The 18381-nt window shown below is 62.7% G+C and carries 15 protein-coding genes and 5 tRNA genes; 16 read left to right on the top strand and 4 right to left on the bottom strand.

Annotation, left to right across the window (positions count from 1 at the left end):
- The first annotated feature begins 437 nt into the window (after nucleotides 1–437).
- The 6 genes from JNB89_RS08160 (at nucleotide 438) to JNB89_RS08135 (ending at nucleotide 7595) form a co-directional block, all read left to right on the top strand.
- Complete coding sequence (locus tag JNB89_RS08160) at nucleotides 438–785, top strand: hypothetical protein (protein WP_027213364.1); 348 nt, start codon at nucleotides 438–440, stop codon at nucleotides 783–785.
- 161 nt (nucleotides 786–946) lie between these two features.
- Nucleotides 947–2902 carry an extracellular solute-binding protein gene (locus JNB89_RS08155; protein WP_220361868.1) on the top strand — a complete coding sequence of 652 codons (1956 nt, stop codon included), beginning with the start codon at nucleotides 947–949 and terminating at the stop codon, nucleotides 2900–2902.
- Between the two features lie 64 nt (nucleotides 2903–2966).
- Entirely contained in the window at nucleotides 2967–4004 is a 1038-nt protein-coding gene (locus tag JNB89_RS08150; RefSeq protein ID WP_013338839.1) for a microcin C ABC transporter permease YejB, read from the top strand.
- On the top strand, nucleotides 4004–5110 hold the full coding sequence (locus JNB89_RS08145; protein ID WP_220361867.1) for an ABC transporter permease: 1107 nt from the start codon (nucleotides 4004–4006) through the stop codon (nucleotides 5108–5110). Before JNB89_RS08150 ends, JNB89_RS08145 begins: the two co-directional genes overlap by 1 nt.
- A 95-nt stretch (nucleotides 5111–5205) precedes the next feature.
- Nucleotides 5206–6792 carry an ABC transporter ATP-binding protein gene (locus tag JNB89_RS08140; protein WP_220361975.1) on the top strand — a complete coding sequence of 529 codons (1587 nt, stop codon included), beginning with the start codon at nucleotides 5206–5208 and terminating at the stop codon, nucleotides 6790–6792.
- Between the two features lie 137 nt (nucleotides 6793–6929).
- Nucleotides 6930–7595, top strand: coding sequence for a C40 family peptidase (locus JNB89_RS08135; RefSeq protein WP_013338842.1), 666 nt, complete (start codon nucleotides 6930–6932; stop codon nucleotides 7593–7595).
- A 189-nt stretch (nucleotides 7596–7784) separates the two neighbouring features.
- Here the strand turns inward: JNB89_RS08135 and JNB89_RS08130 are convergent, their stop codons facing one another.
- Nucleotides 7785–8741 (bottom strand): patatin-like phospholipase family protein, encoded by a 957-nt coding sequence (locus tag JNB89_RS08130; RefSeq protein ID WP_041728776.1) that lies wholly within the window; start codon nucleotides 8739–8741, stop codon nucleotides 7785–7787.
- 392 nt (nucleotides 8742–9133) lie between these two features.
- Here JNB89_RS08130 and gltX point away from each other — a divergent pair, with 392 nt between their 5' ends.
- The 7 genes from gltX to JNB89_RS08095 all read left to right on the top strand — a co-directional run bounded on the left by gltX (nucleotide 9134) and on the right by JNB89_RS08095 (nucleotide 12098).
- The gene (gene gltX / locus JNB89_RS08125; RefSeq protein WP_013338844.1) at nucleotides 9134–10543 is read left to right on the top strand and encodes a glutamate--tRNA ligase; all 1410 of its coding nucleotides are present in this window, start codon (nucleotides 9134–9136) and stop codon (nucleotides 10541–10543) included.
- 141 nt (nucleotides 10544–10684) lie between these two features.
- Nucleotides 10685–10760 (top strand) — tRNA-Ala (locus JNB89_RS08120).
- A gap of 178 nt (nucleotides 10761–10938) precedes the next feature.
- Nucleotides 10939–11014 (top strand) — tRNA-Glu (locus tag JNB89_RS08115).
- Nucleotides 11015–11118: 104 nt separating this feature from the next.
- Nucleotides 11119–11195 (top strand) — tRNA-Asp (locus tag JNB89_RS08110).
- A 61-nt stretch (nucleotides 11196–11256) separates the two neighbouring features.
- Nucleotides 11257–11332 (top strand) — tRNA-Glu (locus JNB89_RS08105).
- An 84-nt stretch (nucleotides 11333–11416) separates the two neighbouring features.
- Nucleotides 11417–11493 (top strand) — tRNA-Asp (locus JNB89_RS08100).
- Nucleotides 11494–11633: 140 nt separating this feature from the next.
- The gene (locus tag JNB89_RS08095; RefSeq protein WP_013338845.1) at nucleotides 11634–12098 is read left to right on the top strand and encodes a GNAT family N-acetyltransferase; all 465 of its coding nucleotides are present in this window, start codon (nucleotides 11634–11636) and stop codon (nucleotides 12096–12098) included.
- 41 nt (nucleotides 12099–12139) lie between these two features.
- Here JNB89_RS08095 and JNB89_RS08090 read toward each other — a convergent pair whose 3' ends face one another.
- A complete protein-coding gene (locus JNB89_RS08090) occupies nucleotides 12140–13054 on the bottom strand; it encodes an AraC family transcriptional regulator (RefSeq protein ID WP_220361866.1) in 915 nt (304 codons plus the stop codon).
- A 135-nt stretch (nucleotides 13055–13189) separates the two neighbouring features.
- Here JNB89_RS08090 and JNB89_RS08085 point away from each other — a divergent pair, with 135 nt between their 5' ends.
- The gene (locus tag JNB89_RS08085) at nucleotides 13190–13591 is read left to right on the top strand and encodes a gamma-glutamylcyclotransferase family protein (protein ID WP_013338847.1); all 402 of its coding nucleotides are present in this window, start codon (nucleotides 13190–13192) and stop codon (nucleotides 13589–13591) included.
- Nucleotides 13592–13740: 149 nt separating this feature from the next.
- Here the strand turns inward: JNB89_RS08085 and aceB are convergent, their stop codons facing one another.
- Both aceB and JNB89_RS08075 read right to left on the bottom strand, forming a co-directional pair.
- A complete protein-coding gene (gene aceB, locus JNB89_RS08080) occupies nucleotides 13741–15336 on the bottom strand; it encodes a malate synthase A (protein ID WP_220361865.1) in 1596 nt (531 codons plus the stop codon).
- A 95-nt stretch (nucleotides 15337–15431) separates the two neighbouring features.
- A complete protein-coding gene (locus JNB89_RS08075) occupies nucleotides 15432–16376 on the bottom strand; it encodes a (S)-2-haloacid dehalogenase (protein WP_220361864.1) in 945 nt (314 codons plus the stop codon).
- A 148-nt stretch (nucleotides 16377–16524) separates the two neighbouring features.
- Here JNB89_RS08075 and JNB89_RS08070 point away from each other — a divergent pair, with 148 nt between their 5' ends.
- Together JNB89_RS08070 and JNB89_RS08065 are read left to right on the top strand one after the other, a co-directional pair.
- Entirely contained in the window at nucleotides 16525–17427 is a 903-nt protein-coding gene (locus JNB89_RS08070; RefSeq protein WP_220361863.1) for a LysR family transcriptional regulator, read from the top strand.
- Nucleotides 17428–17715: 288 nt separating this feature from the next.
- Entirely contained in the window at nucleotides 17716–18150 is a 435-nt protein-coding gene (locus tag JNB89_RS08065) for a universal stress protein (protein ID WP_220361862.1), read from the top strand.
- The last annotated feature ends 231 nt before the right edge of the window (nucleotides 18151–18381 follow it).

Here is an 18381-nt window from a genome sequence, read left to right as displayed (position 1 = left end):
GGAAAAATCTCGCATTGGTATTCGCTGTCGAATAGGAGTAGCGGCATGTCGCCGTTTGAAATGCGCTGGTGAGCGCTTGCAGCACTCCATGTCGGTCGGAACGATATGGATGCACGACTGAGCCGCAGTGCGTGAATAATCTCCGTGACCGGCCAACCGCCGGCAATATTCGGCTTCAAGGCGGCGCCAGTACTATTTTGATTCGGTTTCCGAAATTAATTGCCGTCGTGTCGACGCAATAAATGCCCCAAGGCGGACACGGTAGCACAGCCTCCCTCAGTCGCTGCGCCTGTTGCGATGCCATCGCAGGAATGTAACGGAAAGTAACTTCTCGCCCCGGCTGCGATCTTATGCATCAGTTATTACAAAGTTGAAATACGCCGCGCGCCGCCTTGCGCTATATTTCCGCCAACCACACATTCTTCCAAGGGTGATCGATGAAGTCCGCTCGTTTTGTTCTGCTTCTTCTCGGGACTGCGGCGTTGAGCGCGTCGGGTGCAGCAATGGCCGGCGGGGTCAACATCGGGGTAAATATTGGCATTCCCGCGCCCGTATATGTGGCGCCCGCTCCGGTTTATGCCCCGCCGCCTCCGCCTCCGCCGCCGGTGGTGTACCAGCCCGCGCCCGTCTACTACGGTGCTCCCGCCATCGTGATCGGCTGGCACGGCGACCGCTATTGGGACGGCCGTCGCTACTGGGCACGCGACGACTGGTATCGTCATCATCCGCCGGGTCGTTACGACTATCGCCGCGATCACTACGATCACGGCCGTGGCTGGCACTAAGCCGCAGCAAAGATTCATCAGCGCAGACAGAAGCCGCCCGAAAGGGCGGCTTTTTCATGGCCTCGCGAGTCGGCCTGCCGGCCAGACGCGCTGACGGTTCGGGCGGATTTATTGGGTAGAATCCCTTCACCACGAATTGTCCACTGACCACCAAGGCGCTTATGACAACTGGCTCGCGACGGGTTCCATCGCCTCGTGCACTTCAACGTGTCGTTTCAAGCGTCTCGCGCGTCGGTAGGGCGGTCGTGTCAGGTTCATCGCGCAAAGCTGGCGTCGTGGTGCTGGGCGGTGTGCTCGTCGCCGCCGGTCTGGTTGCGGCGCCAGCCGCTCACGCAGTCTATGCAATCGCGCAATACGGCGAGCCGAAGTATCCGGCGGACTTCAGGCATTTCGACTACGTGAACCCGGATGCGCCCAAGGGCGGCACTCTCGTGCTCGCCAATCCCAGCCGCCTCACCAGCTTCGATAAATTCAATCCATTCACGTTGCGCGGCAATACGGCGCCCGGCGTAGACCTGCTGTTCGAGAGTCTGACGACGGGCAGCAGCGACGAAGTGGCCTCCGCATACGGGCTGCTCGCCGACGACATCAAGGTCGCGGCCGACGGCTTGTCGACCACCTTCCATATCAACCCGCGCGCGCGTTTCTCCAATGGCGATCCCGTTACCGCGGGCGACGTCAAGTACTCGCTCGACACGCTCAAGAGTCCGCAGGCTGCGCCGCAATTCATGTCGATTTTCGGACAGATTGCGCGCGCGGTCGTCGTCGATCCGCACACGGTAAGGTTCGAATTTCAGCAACGCAATCGCGAGTTGCCGTTGCTTGCAGGCGGCATGCCGGTGTTCTCTCGCAAGTGGGGGATGAAGCCCGACGGCAGTCGCATTCCATTCGATCAACTGGCGTTCGAAAAGCCGATTGGCAGCGGCCCCTACCTGATCGAAAGCTACGACAACGGGCGTACGATTACCTATCGCCGCAATCCGGAGTACTGGGGCGCGGCGTTGCCAGTGCGCGTCGGCATGTACAACTTCGATCGCATCGTCTACAAGCTGTACTCCGATAGCGTCGCGCGGCTCGAAGCCTTCAAGGCCGGCGAATACGACGCGCTGGTCGAATATGTGGCGCGCAACTGGGTGCGGCGCGACGTGGGCAAGAAGTTCGACAGCGGCGAGCTCATCAAGAAAGTGTTCCCGCAACATAACGGCACGGGCATGCAGGGCTTCATGCTCAACACGCGGCGACCGCTGTTTCAGGACGTGCGCGTGCGCAAGGCGCTCGATCTCGCGCTCGACTTCGAGTGGCTGAACCGGCAGTTGTTCTTCAATCAGTACACGCGCATCGACAGTTTCTTTGCCAACACGGATCTGCAGGCAAAGGGCCTGCCGTCGCCGGGCGAGCTCGCGCTGCTCGAACCGTGGCGCGCGAAGCTCGACCCGGCGGTGTTCGGCCCGCCGCCGAAGCAGCCCGACACCGATCCGCCAGGCTCTTTGCGCGCGAATCTGCTGCAAGCGCGTGCGTTGTTGCAAGAGGCCGGTTGGACCTACCGCGACGGCGCGCTGCGTAACGCCAAGGGCGAACCTTTTCAGTTCGAGATACTCGACGACTCGGGGTCGGCGGCGCAAATGGAGCCGATCGTCGCGACCTTCATCCGCAACCTGAAAAAGCTCGGCATAACCGCGACCTTTCGCGTTGCAGATTTCGCGGTGTACCAGAAGCGCCTCGACGCATTCGACTTCGACACCACGACAATCCGCATGCCGGACGTGCAGGTGCCGGGCTCCGAGCAGATCGAGCGCTTCGGCAGCAAGGCGGCGGACACTCATGGCTCGGACAACGTGATCGGATTGAAGTCGCCCGCGGTGGACGCGATCCTGCGCGCACTCGTGCAGGCGCAGACGCGCGAGCAGCTGCTCGATGCGACGCATGCCCTCGATCGCGTGCTGATGCATGGCTACTATGTCGTGCCGCACTGGTACAGCGCGACGCACCGTGTCGCATTCAAGCGCGGGCTCGCGTGGCCGGCAACACTGCCCCTGTACTATGGGGCAGAAGGCTGGATCACGTCGACATGGTGGTTCGCACAGCCGCAACAGGCGAACCGGGCTCAGTCGCAGTGATCTGCTGCATGCAAGCCGCGCGCTATAGTCATCCAATCACCGCCCTCGCAACGGAACGCCCGCCATGTGGAGCTACATTCTCAAACGCCTGCTGCTGATGATCCCGACGTTGCTCGGCGTGCTGACGCTGACCTTCGTGGTAATCCAGTTCGTGCCGGGCGGCCCTGTCGAGCAGATGCAGCACGAACTGCGCAAGGGCGCCGAGGGCGCGGTGCCATTCGGTCTGCGCTCGCACAACGGCGTGGACGCGCAGCAGATAGCGCAACTGAAGGCGCTGTACGGTTTTGACAAGCCGCCGCTCGAGCGCTATGTGCTGATGCTCAAGCGCTTTGCGACTTTCGACCTGGGGCAGAGTTATTTCCGCCACCAGAGCGTGTGGTCGCTGATCGTGTCGAAGCTGCCGGTGTCGATCAGCATCGGCTTATGGACGTTTTTTCTCACCTATCTGATCTCGGTGCCGCTCGGCATTGCCAAAGCCGTGCGCAACGGCTCGCGCTTCGACGTCGCGACGAGCCTCGTTGTGCTGATCGGCTACGCCATTCCGGGTTTCGTGCTCGGCGTGCTGCTGCTGGTGCTGTTCGGCGGAGGCACTTTCCTGCAGCTTTTTCCGCTGCGCAACCTCACGTCGGATAACTGGGCGCAATTGAGCGTGGTAGGCAAGGTTCTCGATTATTTGTGGCACATCGCCTTGCCGATCACGGCCTCGGTGATAGGCAGTTTCGCGGTCGTCACCATGCTCACGAAAAATGCCTTCCTCGACGAAATTCGCAAGCAGTATGTGCTGACAGCGCGCGCGAAAGGTCTTTCGGAAAAACGCGTGCTGTGGAAGCACGTGTTTCGCAACGCGATGCTGCCGCTGATTGTCGGCTTTCCCGCGGCCTTTATCGGCGCGTTTTTCACGGGCAGCCTGCTGATAGAAACGCTTTTCTCGCTCGACGGTCTCGGCCTGCTGTCGTATGAATCGGTCGTGCGGCGCGACTATCCGGTGGTGCTCGGCACGCTGTATCTCTTCACGTTGATCGGCCTTGCGACAAAGCTCGTTTCCGATCTTTGCTACGTGTGGGTCGACCCCCGCATCCAATTCGAACAACTGGAGCGCTGATGAATCGAGCCCGCCTCTCAGCCGATGCAGCAGCCCGCGCGGAGCCCGCGCGCGCGTTCATCTCGCCTTCGCCTGCGCGCCGCGTGTGGCAGCGGTTTCGTCAGCAACGTCTTGGCTACTGGAGCCTGATCGTGTTCGTCGCGGCTTTCGTGGCAAGCCTCGCGGGGCCGCTGTGGTCGAACGACAAGCCGCTCGTGGTGCGCTACGACGGGCATTTGTATTTCCCGCTTTTTCGCACGTATGCCGAAACCACGTTCGGCGGCGACTTTCCGACGCCAGCAGATTATCTGGACCCCTACATCAGGCAGCGTTTCAGTGCGCCCGGCAACTTCGCCGTGTATCCGCCGAATCACTACTACTACGACACGCTCAACTATTTTTCGAAAGCGCCCAACCCGGCGCCGCCTTCGCGCGAAAACTGGCTCGGCACCGACGACCGTGGCCGCGACCTGTTTGCACGGCTGCTGTACGGCTTTCGTGTTTCAGTGGAATTCGGGCTCGTGCTGACGTTCATCGGCACGATCTTCGGCATTGCGGCGGGCGCGGTGCAAGGTTATTTCGGAGGACGTACGGATATCGTCGGGCAGCGCCTGATAGAAATCTGGAGCGCGATGCCGGAACTTTATCTGTTGATCATTTTCTCGTCCATCTTCGAGCCGGGTTTTATTCTGCTTATCGTGCTGCTCTCGCTGTTCGGCTGGATCGGGCTCTCGGACTACGTGCGCGCGGAATTTCTGCGCAACCGGCAGCAGGACTATGTGCGCGCCGCGAAGGCCATGGGTTTGTCGAACTGGCAAATCATGTGGCGGCATGTGCTGCCCAATAGCCTTACGCCCGTCATCACATTCCTTCCTTTTCGCATGAGCGGGGCGATTCTCGCGCTCACCAGTCTCGACTTTCTCGGCCTTGGCGTGCCTTCGCCCACACCCAGTCTTGGGGAACTGCTCGCGCAAGGCAAGGCTAATCTCGACGCATGGTGGATCTCGCTGTCCACGTTCGGGGTGCTGGTCGCGATGCTGTTGCTGCTGACTTTCATGGGCGACGCACTGCGCAATGCGCTCGACACCCGCATCTCCGACGCGATGCGCGCAGGAGGTAATCAGTGAGCACGCAAGGGCAGGGGCAAAAGCAGGGGCAAGGGCAGGGGCAAGCGACGCGGCAGCAGCCCGAAGCCGGGGCAGTAGGGGCTGAAAAAAAACCGCTGCTGGAGCTGAATCATCTTCACGTGAGCTTCGGCGAAACGGTCGCCGTCAACGACGTCACGCTGGCAATCCGGCGCGGCGAGCGCGTCGCGCTCGTCGGCGAATCGGGTTCGGGCAAGAGCGTGACGGCGTTGTCGGTGTTGCGCCTGTTGAGCGACGCGCAGGTGAGCGGCTCGATCCGTTTCGACGGCGAGGATCTGCTTGCCAAGACCGAGCGCGAGATGCGCGGCCTGCGCGGCTCGGACATCGCGATGATTTTTCAGGAGCCGATGACTGCGCTCAATCCGCTCTACACGGTAGGCGACCAGATTGCCGAAACGATTGTCGTGCACGACGGCGTGTCGGCAACGGAAGCCCGCAAGCGCGCCGTTGCGCTGCTCGGGCGCACGGGCATTCCCGAGCCGGGCAAGCGCGTGAACAGTTATCCGCACGAACTCTCCGGCGGACAGCGGCAACGCGCGATGATTGCGATGGCGCTGGCGTGCCGGCCGCGTTTGCTGCTCGCGGACGAGCCGACCACCGCGCTCGACGTGACGATTCGCGCGCAGATAGTCGAACTGCTACTCGAACTGCAGCGCGATGAAGCGGCAAAGCGCGGCATGGCGGTGCTGCTGATCACGCATGACCTCAACCTTGTGCGCAATTTTGCCGAGCGTATCGCGGTCATGGAAAAGGGCGTGCTGGTGGAAAGCGGGCCGGTGGCCCAAGTCTTCGAGTCGCCGCAGCACCCGTACACGCAGCGGCTCCTCGCTAGCCGGCCGCAGCGCACGGTCGTGCCGGTGTTGCCCATTGCGCCGGTGCTTCTCGAAGCCCGCGACGTGTCCGTCGATTTCAAGACGAAGCTGCCGGGCTTTGCCGGCTGGTTCCGCTCCGGCCGGTTTCGGGCGGTCGCCGATGCGAATGTTTCCGTGCGGCAGGGCGAGACCCTCGGGATTGTCGGCGAATCGGGTTCGGGCAAGTCCACGCTGGCCATGGCGCTGCTCGGCCTGCAACGCACCGTGCACGGCGAGATCGAGTTTGAGGGCAGGGCGCTCGGCAGCTACCGCGGCGCGGAGCAGACGGCGCTGCGCTCGCACATGCAGGTGGTGTTTCAGGACCCGTTCAGCTCGCTTTCGCCGCGGCAGACAGTCGAGCGGATTGTCGGCGAGGGACTGGCGCTGCACCGCCCGCAGATGTCGCCGGAAGCGCGCCGCGACAAGGTGCTTGCCGTTCTTCGCGAAGTCGGCATCGACCGTACCGCGCTGCTGCGCTATCCGCACGAGTTTTCCGGCGGACAGCGCCAGCGCATAGCCATTGCGCGCGCGCTCGTGGTCGAGCCGCGCATTCTGGTGCTGGATGAGCCGACCAGCGCGCTGGACGTTTCCATCCAGCAGCAAGTGCTGAAACTGCTCGCCGGGTTGCAACAGAAGTACAACCTCGGCTTCGTTTTCATCAGCCACGATCTGGCCGTGATCGGGGCGATGGCGCATCGCGTGGCGGTCATGCAAAACGGTTCTATCGTGGAAAGCGGAGACGTTGAGAAAATCTTTGCGACGCCGTCGCACCCGTACACCCGAAAGCTCCTGAAAGCCGCGTTGGACCATTGATTTTTCACCCTTTCACCAATTGGGTGCGTGCGTCGATTGTATTTTTCTATTTGTTTTGACACGTGAATACTTACTGGCTAGTATCGACCAAACTTTTTTCCGTAGACCCCTGATTCTTTAGCAAAAAATACCGACCAATGCAGCACAGAAATCTGACCCAGGCTTGCACGCGCGCCGTCGCCGGGATGTTCATTGGCGTCTTGATCGCAGCAGCTCCCGGCGCTTTCGCCGACGAAGTAAGCAGTTTCAATCAGAATGCCTCCTATTCGCCGAGCAACACGGCGAATTCCTCGTCCTCCTCCAGCACCCAGTCCGTCTCGGGCAATACCGAAAGCGGCGCCCGATCGTTCCTTTCCGGCATGGCCGGCAAAGCGGGCGACGTGGTCGTCGGCGCGCTGAACATGATCGGCGTTCGCTATCGCTGGGGCGGCAATACGCCGGATTCTGGGCTCGATTGCAGCGGTTTTGTCCGCTACGTGTTCCAGGACACGTTGGGCATGGCGCTCCCGCGCCGCGCCGAAGAAATGAGCCGCGTCGGTGAAAAGGTTCGCGTGAGCGACCTGAAGCCGGGCGATCTGGTGTTCTTCAATACGATGCGCCGCACCTTCTCGCACGTCGGCATTTATATCGGCGACAACAAGTTCGTGCATTCGCCGTCCACGGGCAGCACGATCCGTGTCGACGACATGGACGACGGCTACTGGGAAAAGCGCTTCACCGGCGCGCGTCGCATTGAGACGTCGTATCAGGAAGGTGAAGATCTGCGCAAGCGCGTGAACGCGACTATCGGCGGCAATAACTGATTTTTGCGCGCCGGCGGTTCTGACGCTCAGACCAAAAAAAGCCTGCTTCGTAAGAAGCAGGCTTTTTTGCGTTTGCGCGGCTGGCGTGTGGGCACTTCAAGAGCCGCCGATTAGCGCGGCCCTCGGTCCTGAACCGCACTGAGCCGAGCTGAGAGCCTCGTTACGCCGCCCTAATTCGCCCCAGCCGCCCTAAGCCGCCCGGCTCGCCGCCAGCTTGCGCTGCAACTCCGGCATGATCCTGGCGACGGCTTCCTCACCGGCGAGAATCGCGGCGTTGCGCTGAGAGAAGTCGCTGCCGCTCATGGCTGCGAGGTTCGGCCGGATCACGATGTCCGCATATTTGTCGAGTTCATACGCCTTGATCGTCTGGCCCATGATCGTGAAGGTCTGCATGAGCACGTCGAACGAACTGGCCGTGAGACCGCTTTCAGGGCGCTGCGAAATGTCCACCGCGATCACGAAGTCCGCCCCCATCTTGCGCGCAAATGACGCCGGCACGGGACTCACGAGGCCGCCGTCCACATATTCATGACCGCCGATCCTCACGGGCTCGAAGATGGATGGCACGCTGCACGACGCCCGTACCGCGACGCCGGTGTTGCCGCGCTGAAAAAGAATCGGCTGACCGGTTTTCAGGTCGGTGGCGACGACCCCAAGCGGCTTGACCATCTTTTCGATAGGCCGGTTGTTGAGCGTGGTGTTCAGATAATTCTGCAAGGCGATGCCTTGCAGAAGGCCCCGCGTGCGAAACGGCATGGCCCAGTCGCTGATCGACGCTTCGTCCATCGTGAGCGCGAGCTTGTTCAGCGCAAAGCCGTTCATGCCCGACGCGTAAAGCGCGCCGACCACCGATCCCGCGCTCGTGCCGGCCACCAGATCCACCTGAATGTTGCGCGCCTCCAGCGCCTTGATCACGCCGATGTGCGCGAAGCCGCGCGCCGCGCCGCCGCCGAGCGCGAGTGCAACGCGCAGCGGCCGCTGCGGCTTGTCGAGCGGCGGCGTATTGGTTGCGGGCGTGGCGGTGCCCTTATTCGACGACGACTGGCCGTCGATTTTGCTGCCGGCCGTGGTGCAGGCGGCGAGTACCGCGGAGGCGGCCGCGAGCGAAAAATGGCGGCGGCCGTGACGAGGCGACGAAGGTTTCAACGAGTTCTCCAGCAACGGCGTGGGCGACGCAGTGAGCGCCGCAGGCGGCCGCGATCAGGCAAGGGCGAGGCAACCGCGTGTGGCGGTTCCATCCGCGCCGGGCGGCGTGCAGGGCCCGGCGCGCGCACATCATAATGCAAAGCAGCGCGGTCGCGGCGGCCCGTAATGAAACGTTGCACCGTCGCGCGCAGCGCCGTGAGAGCCCGAGAAGGCGCCGTGACTGGCCATCTGGACGAGGGCAGGCTGGCTGCTCGCGAAAGGTATAATTCGGCTCTTGTTTTTATTCCCTCGTGTCCATTCATGGCAGTCGTTCTGCCGTCCGGGCACGGTTCGCTGCCGCGCTTCAGAGGCGCTGTCTGCCCGGCGCCGGCGCCCGTCTTCGAGTAACGCTAATGACCACCTCCGTTCGCACCCGCTTCGCACCCAGTCCCACCGGCTTCATTCACCTCGGCAACATCCGCTCCGCGCTTTACCCGTGGGCGTTCGCGCGCAAGATGAAGGGGACCTTCGTGCTGCGGATCGAGGACACCGACGTCGAGCGGTCTTCGGTTGAATCCGTCAACGCGATTCTGGAAGGCATGGAATGGCTCGGCCTTGATTTCGACGAGGGCCCGTTCTACCAGATGCAGCGCATGGACCGTTACCGCGAAGTGCTGCAACAAATGCGCGACGCCGGGCTCGTGTACCCCTGCTACATGTCCACTGAAGAACTGGACGCGTTGCGCGAGCGTCAGCGCGAAGCGGGCGAAAAGCCGCGTTATGACGGCACGTGGCGCCCGGAGCCGGGCAAGGTGCTGCCCGAGCCGCCCGCCGGGGTGCAGCCGGTGTTGCGCTTTCGCAATCCGCTCACCGGCGTGGTGGCGTGGGACGACGCGGTGAAAGGGCGCATCGAAATCTCGAACGAGGAGCTCGACGACCTCGTGATCGCGCGGCCTGACGGCACGCCGACCTACAACTTCTGCGTGGTGGTCGACGATCTGGACATGCGCATTACCCACGTGATTCGCGGCGACGATCACGTGAACAACACGCCGCGGCAGATCAACATTCTGCGCGCGCTCGGCGGCGAGCCGCCGGTGTACGCGCACCTGCCCACCGTGCTCAACGAGCAGGGCGAAAAGATGAGCAAGCGTCACGGTGCAATGAGCGTGATGGGTTATCGCGACGCGGGCTACCTGCCCGAGGCAGTGGTCAACTATCTGGCGCGCCTTGGCTGGTCGCACGGCGACGCGGAGATTTTTTCGCGCGAGCAGTTCGTCGAATGGTTCGATCTCGAGCATCTGGGCAAATCGCCGGCGCAGTACGACCATGACAAGCTGAACTGGCTCAACGCGCATTACATCAAGGAAGCGGATAACGCGCGCCTTGCCGGGCTGGCACGGCCGTTCCTTGCTGAGCTGGGCGTGGACGAGGCGAGCGTCGCAGAGGGCGCGGACCTGACGGCGGTGGTCGGCTTGCTGAAGGATCGCGCGTCCACGGTCAAGGAAATAGCGGAGAACGCGGCAATGTTCTATCGCACGCCCGCTCCAGAGGCTGAAGCGCTCGCCCAGCACGTGACCGACGCAGTGCGCCCGGCGCTCGGCGAGCTGGCCGCCGCGCTAAAGACCGTGGAATGGACCAAAGAAGCGATTGCCGCGGCGCTCAAAGCGACCCTTGCCGCGCACAAGCTGAAGATGCCGCAACTGGCCATGCCGGTTCGTCTGCTGGTGGCGGGCACCACGCATACGCCGTCTATCGACACGGTGTTGATGCTGTTCGGCCGCGATGTCGTGGTGAGCCGTATCGAGAAGGCGCTCGCCTGACGCACATGAGGGCGTCCGGGCGCGTTCGCGCGCGCGTTGAGATGGATTGCATGCCTCGTGAGAAAAAAGTCGCATGCAATTGCTCAAAGGGTATTTACAAAGCGCAAATTGGCCTCTAGAATCTCGTTTCTGTTCTGCAAGGGGGGTATAGCTCAGCTGGGAGAGCGCTTGCATGGCATGCAAGAGGTCAGCGGTTCGATCCCGCTTACCTCCACCATCAGAGCAGTGTGAAGTCGTTCCAAAACCTGGAACTTGTAGCAAAAAAGACTTCACAAACAGCAGTAGCGTAGTTAAAATAGCGGTCTTTGCAGTTGACGCAGTAAATAACTGGCAAGTAGTTTAAATCCAGTTTATTTTAGTCAGCAGCAAATTAAAGACAGATCTGAAAAGATTATGTCCCCTTCGTCTAGAGGCCTAGGACATCACCCTTTCACGGTGAGTACAGGGGTTCGAATCCCCTAGGGGACGCCAAACATCAGCGTCGCTTTAGTGTTCGGGGTCGTTGACCGACCCGCGCCAAAGCAGCGCAGCTTGCAGAGAATTAACCGACGCTCGCAAGCCAGGGTGTAAAGACTGGAGTGGTAGTTCAGTCGGTTAGAATACCGGCCTGTCACGCCGGGGGTCGCGGGTTCGAGTCCCGTCCACTCCGCCAGACAAAGCCCGTTCATGCAAACCTGAACGGGCTTTTTCATTAAAGGTGTAAGCAGTACGTTGTCCCCTTCGTCTAGAGGCCTAGGACATCACCCTTTCACGGTGAGTACAGGGGTTCGAATCCCCTAGGGGACGCCAGAACATCGGCGTCGTTCGGTAAGAAGTTGAACGGTGCAGCAGGAGCGAGCTTGCTTGTTCCTTGCTTGATCAGTGTGAAAATCTGGAGCGGTAGTTCAGTTGGTTAGAATACCGGCCTGTCACGCCGGGGGTCGCGGGTTCGAGTCCCGTCCGCTCCGCCAGATTCTGGAAAGCCCACTTCGCAAGAAGTGGGCTTTTTTGTTTCCGCTGACCCTCCCGCCGGCCATGCCCGGACAAACAGCCATTGCCAGCGCGCGCGGCCTGTTTTACCGTTTATCCGACTTCTCTTCGCCGCGCCGCCATGTTCGATCCAACCGAAGCTCCGTCACCGTTTCATCTTCGCAAAGCCAGCATGGATGACTTCGAGTTCGCCGAGGCGCTGACTCACGGCAACATGGGCGGCTACTACCAACGGCATCATCTCGTCTGGCGCGGCGACCTGTTTCTCGGCAGCTGGCGCGAGTCGGAGAACTTCATTCTCGAAATGGACGGCAAGCCGATCGGCGTGCTGCGCATCACGCAGGAAGGCGATTCGCTGCATATTCGCGACGTCCAGATCGCGGAAGGATACAGGCGGCTCGGCGCCGGCACCTACTTGCTGGATATGTCTCACCAGTGGGCGCGTGAGCGCGGGCTGCGCGAACTGCAACTGCGTGTGTTCGTCGACAATCCCGCGGCGCGCCTGTATCAGCGCAAGGGTTACAAGCTGGCCGGGCCGCGGCTTGCACAACTCGGCGCGATCCGTCATCTCGCGCGGCGGGTCTGACGTGCGGGTCTAACGTGCGGGTCTAACTTGTAAAGCCGCGCTCAGTGAGCCGCGCCGTGCGTCGCATCAGGGCGGTTCAGCACCGGCTCTTCGCCGGGAATATCATCCGCACTGGCGCCGTCCGCGCTTTCTCCATTTTCCAGCCGGTGTTCCGAGCCGCGTTCAATAAACGCGCGCGGGCTCTCGCCAAAGGCCCGCCGGAACATCGCCGAAAAGGCGCTCTGGCTCTGATAGCCCAACTCGCGCGCCACATGCGACAGCGGCTGCCCCTGGCTTAACAGAGGAATCGCGCGAGCCAGGATTGCCTGTTGCCGCCACTGCGAAAAGCTCACGCCGAGCTCCTGCCGGAACAAACGCGCAATGGTGCGCGTACTCGCTCCCACGCTCGCCGCCCACTGTTCGAGCGATTCAGCCGGCGACGGGTCCGCAATCACTGCTTCGCACAACGCGCGCAGGCGCTTTTCGTTCGGCATGGGTACGGAAAGAGGCAGCGGCTCCGAGCGCGTCAGCTCGTCCAGCGCGAGTGCGCCAAGCAAGCGCTCGCGTGCCGGCGAGAGGCCGGGCGTATCCAGTGCGGCAATCACTTCGCGCAGCAGGTTCGAGACTTCGACCACGCGCGGCGCGTCGAGCCCCGCGGGCACCGTGCTTTCCGTAATGTAAAGCGTGCGCAGGAACGCGTCTTCGACAGCCACGACCTCGTGCGTGACATGCGGCGGCACCCAGATGGCGCGCGAAGGCGGCACCATCCACGTCGTGCCGGTCGTGGCCACGCGCAGCACCCCGCGCGACGCATACGCGACCTGCGCCCACGCATGCTCGTGACGTGCGAAGTGTGAGCCCATCGGCATAGGCCGCGAGCGCACGCGAATCGGGTGCGCTTCGTTGGGCTGGAATTCGGGCGGAGTGTCGGTCAGGCTGACGAAGCTCGTGCGGTCGGAGCCGGCGTACGCAGTCATGGCAAAAGTCGATCCATCAAGCAGGACGCCGTGGACACAGCGCGATCAAGGGCGGGCTCTCATTGTAGAGCGTGCGCCTTGCGGCGTTGCATAATGTCCGGACTGACCGACCCAACTCGAGGAGCACGAACGACGATGCAAACCGTCTTTGTCTACGGCACGCTGCGAGCCGGCGAAGTAAACGACATCCGCGAAGCTGCGGCGCGCAACGAGATTGCCGAGCCGAACCTGCTGGGTACGGCCACGGTTCGCGGCCACCTGTTCGACTTCGGCTCCTATCCGGGCCTCGTGGTGGACGAGCAGGGCGTGGACGTGATCGGCGATGTCTATGAGATCGACGACGAGCTCGTCGCCGTGCTCGACGAGATCGAGGCGGTGTATCCCGGCGTCGAAGATCGCTTTCTGGCTCGCGAAGTGATGGTGAAAGTGGACGGCAACGTCGTGAACTGCCGCTTCTATCCGGTTACGCCTCATGCGGTGAAGGGCTTGCCGGAAATCCGCTCGGGCGATTGGGTGAAGTATCGCGCGACGCGCTGACATGGGCCGCAGCGGCGCACCGGCCGCCCATGCCATCGAAAACGGCCCGCCCGGCAGCCCCACCCGCAGCAAGTCGGGCGGGCCGTCAGGCCGGGCATTCTCACGCCCGTTTAAGTGCCCCGGCCGTGATTGCGGCCCGGACCAGAGCGTCAGATCTCTTCGTAGAGCGGCAGCGTCAGGAAGTCGGTGAACTGTTCCGACGTCGACATCTGCTCGAAAATCTGCGCGGCGCGCTCATAGGGCTTCGTATCGCCGCCCACCGTCTGCTTGACCTTGTCGAGCTCCTGCACGGCGAGTTCGCGCACCAGTTCGGCGCTCACCTTGCGGCCGTCGGCGAGCGTGCCCTTGGGCGAGCGAATCCATTGCCAGACTTGTGAGCGCGAAATCTCGGCGGTCGCGGCATCTTCCATCAGATTGTGGATCGGCACGCAACCGTTGCCGGCGAGCCACGAGCCCAGGTAGTGAATGCCGACGTTGATGTTGTTGCGCAGGCCCGCCTCCGTGATCGGCGCCTCCGGACGGAAGTCGAGCAGATCCGTCGCAGTGACGAGCACGTCCTCGCGCTGCTTGCCGATCTGATTGGGCTTGTCGCCGAGCACCTTGACGAACTCTTCCATTGCGATCGGCACGAGCCCCGGGTGCGCGACCCAGCCGCCGTCGTAACCGTCGCCGGCATCGCGCGCCTTGTCGGAGCGCACGCCGGCCATCGCCTTGTCGTTCGCGACCGGATCGTTCTTGATCGGAATCAGCGCGCTCATGCCGCCAATGGCCGGTGCGTTGCGGCGATGGCAAGTTTTGAGCAGCAACAGCGCATAGGCGCGCATGAAAGGCGCCGTCATGGTGATCTGAGAGCGATCCGCGAGGCAGAAGTCGCGGTCGGACTTGAACTTCTTGATTGCTGAAAAGATGTAGTCCCAGCGGCCCGCGTTGAGCCCCGAACTATGCTCGCGCAGCTCGTAAAGAATCTCGTCCATTTCGAACGCGGCGAGAATCGTTTCGATCAGCACGGTCGCGCGAATCGTGCCGCGCGGCACGCCGACCGCTTCCTGCGCGGCGACGAAAATGTCGTTCCACAGACGCGCCTCCAGATGACTCTCCATCTTCGGCAGATAGAAGTACGGGCCCGAGCCGCGCGCGACCAGTTCCTTCGCGTTGTGCACCATGAAGAGCGCGAAATCGAAAATGCCGCCCGACACGCGCTTGCCGTCCACCTTCACGTGTTTCTCTTCGAGATGCCAGCCGCGCGGGCGCACGATCAGCGTGGCGACCTTGTCGTTCAGCTTGTAGCTCTTGCCATTCTGCTCGAGCGAAATCGTGCGGCGCACGGCGTCCTTCAGATTGATATGGCCCGTGATCTGGTTGTCCCAGCTCGGCGCATTCGAATCCTCGAAGTCGGTCATGTACGAATCCGCGCCCGAATTCAGCGCGTTGATAATCATCTTGCGCTCGACCGGACCGGTGATTTCCACACGGCGGCATTGCAGGTCTTGCGGCAGCGGCGCAATGGTCCAGTTACCTTCGCGCACACTCTTCGTCTCGGCGAGGAAATCGGGGCGCTCACCCGCGTCCAGACGTTTCGTGCGCTCGGCGCGCGCCTGCAGCAACTGCTGACGGCGCGGCTCGAATGTGCGATGTAGCGCAGCGACGAGTTCCAGCGCCTCGCGCGTGAGAATCGCTTCGTAGCCCGGCTTGATCTCGCCGGTGATTTCCATGCCCTGTGGCAGCGATGACAGCGAATTCGCCATGTTTTCTCCTTGGTCGGTCAGATTGCGAAAGTGCGAACTTCAAAAGCGGTTGTTGTTGTCGAGCTTCGACGCATCGGTGGTGCGCTGCGCAACGCTCATGTACGTCCACTGTGGCGAGCGCGGTTCGCAGTGGCGGCGCGAGCCACGTGCGCCGGGCGTCCCGCGCAAGCAAGCGTGCTCAGAAAGTCGAGCAGCTCGGCCATGCCCGCACCGGTGCCGTGCGGCGTCACGCCAAGTTCCTCGAGCGGCGCGTGCTGACGGTTGAGCCAGAACGTCGTGAAGCCGAACCAGGTGGCGCCGGCCACGTCCCAGCCATTCGACGAAACGAACACGATCTCCGCAGGCTGGGCGCCGAAGGCTTGCGTGCCGAGCGCATAGGCGGCAGGTGCCGGTTTGTATGCACGCACGGCGTCGACGGAAAGCACGTGGTCGAAGAGGCCGCTCATGCCCGCGCTTTTCACCGCCACGTCGAGCATTTGCGGGTTGCCGTTCGAAAGAATCGCGAGGCCGGGGCGCGTGGCGCCCGGCGCGCGAGCGGTTGCTTCGGTGGCTGCGGGTGCGGGTGTGGCTGCGCCAGTGACCGCGGTGGCCGCTGGCGCTGCCGCTGTGGGTGTGGCGGTGGCTGTGGCTGAGTTCGCGCGCGTCGCGATTCGGGAGCGCGGCCTGGCAGGCGAAACACCGTCGCGCAACTGACGCAGTGCAGGCACCGCGTCGGGAAATGCGGATAGGCACGCGTACTCGTCCATCAGACGCTTTTCAGCGCTGCGGCCAAGCGTGAGCTGAAGTTTCTTCGCCGAAAAGCGCAAGGCGTCGAGCGTGATGTCCCAGAACGGACGGTAGTGCGCGGCCCCTTCGCCGCTATCGGCGAGCGTGCGCAACTGCGTGTATTCGATCTGTTTCTGGCGCCACAGTTGGGAGAGTGCGTCGCCGCGCCCAGGAAAGATCTGCTCCGCGGCAGCGATCACCGAGTGCACGTCGAAGAGCGTGCCGTAGGCGTCGAAGATCACTGCTTTGGGTGAGAGTGTCGTTGTGGCCGACATTGCCGTGCACTCCTGTCAGAGGTCGGGGCAGATTGTATTAGCAGCGTTATGCGCTAAAAAAGGGGCTAAAGATCACTTGATTTTTTACTTTCATGCACCTAATCTGGCGCGCACCCGCCAACTTTGCCGCACTCCGGGCGCTTCTTCCATGGACCGTTTCAAGCAGATCGAGACCTTCGTTACCGTCGCCGCAAAAGGCAGTCTGTCGGCGGCGGCGCTCGCCGAGGGCGTGGCGCCTGCAATCATCGGCCGCCGTATCGACGCGCTCGAGGAGCGCCTCGGCGTCAAATTGCTGGTGCGTACCACCCGCAAGATCACGTTGACGTTCGAAGGCTCGGCGTTTCTCGAAGACTGTCAGCGCATTCTTCACGACATGCACAATGCCGAGGCGAGCGTGTCGGCGGGCGGCGTGAAGGCGAGCGGCCATTTGCGGCTTTCCGCGCCGGCCGGTTTCGGGCGTCGGCACGTCGCGCCGCTGGTGCCGGCTTTCACCGTCGCGCATCCGGATGTTTCCATTACGCTGGACCTGTCGGACCGGCTGGTCGACCTCGTCAACGAGGGGTTTGATTGCGCCGTGCGGCTCGGCGAATTGCCGGATTCGTCGCTCGTGTCGCTCAAGCTCGGCGAGAACCGGCGCGTGTGCGTGGCGTCGCCGTCCTATCTGAGCCGGCGCGGCGCCCCGCATAGCCTCGCCGACCTTGCGCAGCACAACTGTCTTGCGCTCGGCGCGAGCGCGAACCAGCAGCGTGGCTGGATGTTCCAGCAGGACGGCAAGGTGGTGTCGATCAAGGTGTCCGGCACGATGGAATGTTCGGACGGCGCGGTGCTGCACGAGTGGTGTCTCGAAGGCCACGGACTGGCATGGCGCTCCTGGTGGGAGGTCGGCGCGGATATCGCGGCGGGGCGGCTCGTCAGCGTGCTCGATGAGTACGCCGCGCCGCCCATCGGCATTCATGCGGTGTTTCCGCAGCGGCGCCATCTGCCGTTGCGAGTGCGGCTTTTCCTGGATTTCCTCAAGCATAGCTATGGCCTTCCGGGCTACTGGGGCTGACGCCGCGAAACGGGTTTCCGATATTCGGACAGACCCTCGATGACGGTGGGTAGCCGGTTTCTGCGACCTACAATCGTTTCAATGGCTGCATGACGATGGATGCTGGCCGCGCGAGCTTCGCTATAAAGGTCGCGTTGGCAGTGCGGCACCCGGCTTCGTGCCTGATGCGGCGCAAAGCGCCACGCGCAAAGTGCAAAGTGCAGCGCGACACACGGCCCGCAGCCCCACCCCACAGCCGCGGCATACATCACAAAAACCACCGACACCGCACCCGGATACGGAGGGCATATGTTCAAGCACATTCTCGTTCCGACCGACGGCTCCGACCTCTCGCGCAAGGCGATCGCCGGCGCAATCGATCTCGCACAGGCGGTCGGCGCGCGTATCACCGCCTACGCCTGTCTGCCGCAATATCCTTACGCGCCGTTCTCCGATATCGCAGTGGAGCCGCCGTCCGAGTTTCTCGACCGCAGCGAGCGCGAAGCGCAGGAGCATCTTCGCGAAGTGGAATTCGCCGCGAGCCGTCTCGGCGTGGCCGTCGATCGACGCACGAGCGTGCATCCCGCGCCGTATCTCGGCATTATCGAAGCGGCGGAGCAGGGCGGTTGCGACGTGATCTTCATGGCCTCGCACGGGCGACGCGGTCTGGGCAGCCTGCTGATCGGCAGCGAAACGCAACGCGTGCTCACGCATACGAAAATTCCGGTGCTGGTCTACCGCTGAAGCTCGCGAATATCGCTCACCTCGGCCTCGCGGACAGTTCTCGTTGGAAAACGCGCCGGCACACAGGCCGGCGCGTCGTCCATGCGCCGCACAATCCCGTTGAACGTGGTTGTGCTGGCTTTATGCAGGCCCCCGTCTTATCTGGAACGCTCGGCGGGAACGCTGGGCGTCGAGACCCACGCGGCCCACGCGCCGTTGCCGAGGCTCCTCCCTGTCGACGGCGGCTTGCGC

Origin of the sequence: Paraburkholderia phenoliruptrix, from assembly GCF_019511605.1 — a bacterium.
Classification (GTDB): Bacteria; Pseudomonadota; Gammaproteobacteria; order Burkholderiales; family Burkholderiaceae; genus Paraburkholderia; species Paraburkholderia phenoliruptrix_A.
This window is presented reverse-complemented; position numbering and strand designations above follow the sequence as displayed.